Source organism: Frigoribacterium sp. MCBA15_019 (assembly GCF_001864945.1).
GTDB lineage: Bacteria > Actinomycetota > Actinomycetes > Actinomycetales > Microbacteriaceae > Frigoribacterium.
On record NZ_MJGS01000023.1, the window covers coordinates 24,053 to 26,442 of the forward strand.

General features: G+C 73.3%; 2 protein-coding genes. One reads left to right on the top strand and one right to left on the bottom strand.

The features are described from left to right. Positions 1-108 precede the first annotated feature (108 nt). Positions 109-1,032, top strand: coding sequence for a M23 family metallopeptidase (locus BIV04_RS16080; protein ID WP_071257661.1), 924 nt, complete (start codon positions 109-111; stop codon positions 1,030-1,032). A gap of 69 nt (positions 1,033-1,101) precedes the next feature. Here the strand turns inward: BIV04_RS16080 and BIV04_RS16085 are convergent, their stop codons facing one another. Then, complete coding sequence (locus BIV04_RS16085; RefSeq protein WP_083396546.1) at positions 1,102-2,232, bottom strand: adenosine deaminase; 1,131 nt, start codon at positions 2,230-2,232, stop codon at positions 1,102-1,104. Positions 2,233-2,390 lie beyond the last annotated feature (158 nt).

The following is a 2,390-nucleotide window of genomic DNA, read 5'->3' on the forward strand; positions in this document are numbered from 1 at the left end:
GGTGCAACGGCGCCCGAGGGTGTGGCGGCCGACCCCGCGACGGCTGACTCGGCGATGAACCCGGTTTCGAACGATGCACCCACGAGCAACAGGGTTCATGGTTCGGAAGTGGGTGCAACGGCGCCCGAGGGCCTGGTGGCCGAGCCCGCGACGCGCGTCGCGCGTCGTTCGCGGCCGGCTGTGCCGGCTCTCGTGCGTCGGACCCGCGACGCCGGCCGCCCGAGCCAGAGCCCGCGGGGCACGTCGGGCCGGTCGCGGTTGCGCGCCGTCTCGTCGCGCGTCCGCGCGGCGACCTTGCCCGTGCTCGGCGTCTGCGCCGTCATGCTCTTCTTCACCTCGAACCTCACCCCGGCCTCGGCCAGCGACCTGGGCGGGTCGAACATCCCGACCGCCGGTGCCGCTCCGATGCCGACGCAGACCCTCGCGGCGTCGCTCGTCGTCCTGACCGTGTCCGACCGCGACGCCTTCGGAGTGACCGACGCACCGCCGCCGCCGCCTCCGCCGCCCGAGCCCGAACCCGTCGTCACCTCGAAGAACCTCACGGGGTCGACCAACTCGAACCGCGCCTCCTCGGGGGCCGGCACCATCGTCAACTCGGGCACCGGCGACATCCGTTGGCCGTTCCCCGGTTCGGTCGTGCTCAGCTCGGGCTTCGGACCGCGCTCGGCACCGTGCGCCGCGTGCTCGAGCATGCACATGGGCCTCGACATGACGCCCGGCGGCGGGACCCCGATCGGCGCCGCGGCGTCGGGTGTGGTGCGGACCTCGGGCATGCACGGCCAGTTCGGTCAGTACGCCGTGATCGACCACGTGATCGACGGCCAGCGCGTCAGCACCCTGTACGCGCACATGCAGATCGGGTCGAGCCCGCTCGTCGCCGGTCAGACGGTCCAGGTGGGCGAGCTGGTCGGCAAGGTCGGCCGCAGCGGAGTCGCGACCGGCGAGCACCTGCACTTCGAGGTGCTGCTGGGCGGCTCGACCCAGGTCGACCCCAAGGCCTGGCTCGACGCGAACGCCGGCCGCACCCTCTAGCCCTCGGCGCCGGACCGACCGGCACGAACTCGCCGGCCTTCGCGTGCGGCAGCACCCGCCACCCGGGCCTCAGGCCGTGCGACGCGCCTCGCGCCAGGCCCGCACCTCGGCGGTCAGCTCGGCCTTGCGGCCCGCGTCGGCGAACGACGCCTCGACCGAGTTCGTCGCCAGCAGGGCCAGCGCGTCGTCGTCCAGCCCGAGCACGTCGCGCAGCGCCTGGTAGTTGTCGCCCACGTAGCCGCCGAAGTAGGCGGGGTCGTCGCTGTTGACCGTGACGAGCAGCCCGGCCTCGAGCATGCGCGGCAACGGGTGCTCGGCCAGGTCGGACACGACCGCGAGCCGCAGGTTCGACAAGGGGCAGACCGTGAGCGGCACCCGGTCGGCGACCAGTCGTGCGACGAGGGTGTCGTCCTCGAGGCTGCGCACCCCGTGGTCGACGCGTTCGACGTGCAGCAGGTCGAGGGCGTCGGTGACGTTCGACGGCGGCCCCTCTTCGCCGGCGTGGGCGACGACGTGCAGCCCGAGCGCGCGGGCGCGGTCGAAGACGCGGGCGAACGCGGCCGGCGGGAACCCCACCTCGGACGAGTCGAGCCCCACCCCGATCAGATCGGAGGCGCGGTGCGCGACGGACTCGAGCGTCGCGGCCGCGTCGCCCACCGGCAGGTGCCGCAGGAAGCAGAGGATGAGCCCACCCGTGATGCCGAACCGCTCGCGGGCCTCGTCGAGCGCCTGCGTGAGCCCGTCGATCACCTCGTCGACGTCGACGTCGCGTGAGGTGTGCGCCTGGGGGTCGAAGAACATCTCGACGTGACGCAGCCCCTGGGCGTGGGCGCGTTCGAGGTAGGCCCACGCGAGGTCGCGGAAGTCCTGGGCGGTCTGCAGCACGGCCGTGCACGCGTAGTACAGGTCGAGGAACTCCTGCAGCGAGCCGAACGAGTACGCGGCACGCAGCTCGTCGACCGAGGCGAAGGGCAGGTCGACGTCGTTGCGGTCGGCGAGGACGAAGACGAGCTCGGGTTCGAGCGTTCCCTCGACGTGCAGGTGCAGCTCGGCCGTCGGCGGCGTCGCGAGCACGGTGGCCGAGAGGGGCGGACCCGAGAGGGGCGAGCCCGAGAGGTCGCTGCTCGTCAGGGTCGTGCCCCAGAGGGGCGTGCCGGGCGCGGGGGCCGCGGTCGTCGGGGAGGTGTCGATCGCCGTCATCGGGCCACCGTAGCGCCAGCGTGCCTCCCGACGAAGCTCCGTGCACGATCGTTCACCGTCCCGTCACCCGACGAGCGCCTGGGGACGAGACGACGAGGCTCGGTGACGAGACCAGGAGGCGCGGGCCCCCTCCTCGAGGACGCCACCCGCGCCTCCTG